Source organism: Streptomyces sp. SID14436 (assembly GCF_010548465.1).
GTDB lineage: Bacteria > Actinomycetota > Actinomycetes > Streptomycetales > Streptomycetaceae > Streptomyces.
In genome coordinates, this window is sequence record NZ_JAAGMD010000408.1 from 1 (window position 1) to 1,562 (window position 1,562).

A 1,562-nucleotide genomic window follows, 5' to 3' on the forward strand; every position below is an offset into this window, starting at 1 on the left:
GTCGGTGGCGGTGCGGGCCCGGCCGTCGCCGCGGTCCAGGCGGGCCACGGGCCGGTCCCCGGCCAGCACGCGGGTCTTCTCCGGCAGCGGCCCGGCGAGCGGCAGGGGGACGATCTCGACCCAGGGCCGCAGGAGCCGTTTCAGTTCGCGGCTGGCCGGGTCGCCGCCCAGCGCGGTGACGAGGGTGACCTCGCGGCCGTCGCGGGCGGCGAGGTAGGCGGTGAGGGCGGCGCCGCCGGGCCGGGTCGTCTCCGCGCAGTCGTCGACGACGGGGACGGGCGCGTCGGGGGCGAGCCGGTCGGAGCGGCCGGTGAGGTCGCGGTCGAGCAGGGCGTCGCCGACGACCAGCAGGGGGGACTTGACGCCGGTGTCGCTCATGACGTCCTCCGTCCGCCGGTGGTGTCCTCCCGCCACCGCCCGCTCTCCAGCGCCGCGTCGAAGGCGGCGCACACCATGTGGACGGCCACCAGGTGGAGTTCCTGGACGGTGGCGGCCCGCGGGGCCTCCACGCACAGGGACTCGTCGCTGCCCGCCATCAGCGGGTTGGGGGCGGGCCCGGTGAGGGCCCACACCCTGAGGCCGGCCGCGCGGGCGGCGTCGGCGGCGGACAGCAGGTTGGCGCTGGCGCCGCTGGTGGACAGCAGCATCAGCACGTCGCCGGGCCGGCCGTGCGCGCGGACCTGGCGGGCGAAGACGGCGTCGACGCCGTAGTCGTTGGCGATGGCGGTGGTGCTGGAGGTGTCGGCGTGCAGGGCGATCGCGGAGAAGGCGGGCCGGTCGTCGCGGTAGCGGCCGACGAGTTCGGCGGTCAGGTGCTGGGCCTGGGCCGCGCTGCCGCCGTTGCCGGCGGCCAGCAGCCGACCGCCCGCGGTGAGCACCTCGGCGAGGCGTTCGCCCCACCGCGCGGTGACGGGCGCGCCGGCGCGGAACGCCACGAGGGCGTCGGCGAGGGCGTCGCAGTGCCCGGTGACGGGGGGATGCACGGTCATCAGGCCACCTCCTTCGGAAGCGCGTGTGCGGCGAGGACCTGGCGGTGGACGTGCTCGACGCCGTCGGCGACGCGCTGCCAGGTGTAGTGGTCGAGGACGCGGGCGCGTCCGGCGGCCCCGTACGCGCGTCGGGTGGCGTCGTCGGCGAGGAGGCCGCGCACCGCGGCGGCGACCGCCTCGGGGTCGCCGGGGGCGACGAGCCGTCCGGTGGTGCCGTCGGCGACGCTGTCGCGGTGACCGCCGACGTCGGTGGCGACGACGGGGACGCCGCAGGCCATGGCCTCCAGCGGGACGATGCCGAACGGCTCGTAGGCGGGGGTGCACAGCACCAGGTCGGCGCTGCACAGCAGGGCGGGCATGTCGGCGGGGTCGACCGCGCCGAGCATCCGCACCCGGTCGGCGACGCCGGCGCGGTGGGCGAGGTGCCACAGCCGCCGGGCCTCCTGGTCGTGGTCGAGCCGGGCGGCGGCGGGGCCGCCCGCGACGACGAGTTCGGCGTCCGGGACCCGGGTCAGGGCGCGCACGGCGAGGTCGTAGCCCTTGCGGCGGACCAGCCGGCCGCAGGCCAGCAGC

The 1,562-nt window shown here is 78.0% G+C and carries 2 protein-coding genes and 1 pseudogene; all 3 read right to left on the reverse strand.

The window, feature by feature from the left end; all coding sequences use genetic code 11:
• Positions 1–378, reverse strand: a pseudogene (locus G3I53_RS14240) (D-beta-D-heptose 1-phosphate adenosyltransferase); the annotation flags it as partial.
• Positions 375–989, reverse strand: a complete 615-nt coding sequence (locus G3I53_RS14245) for an SIS domain-containing protein (protein WP_164351145.1) — start codon at positions 987–989, stop codon at positions 375–377. The pseudogene G3I53_RS14240 and the gene G3I53_RS14245, both read right to left, overlap by 4 nt.
• Positions 989–1,562: glycosyltransferase (locus G3I53_RS14250; RefSeq protein ID WP_164438411.1), on the reverse strand; the 574-nt coding region annotated here is incomplete at its 5' end. The genes G3I53_RS14250 and G3I53_RS14245, both read right to left, overlap by 1 nt.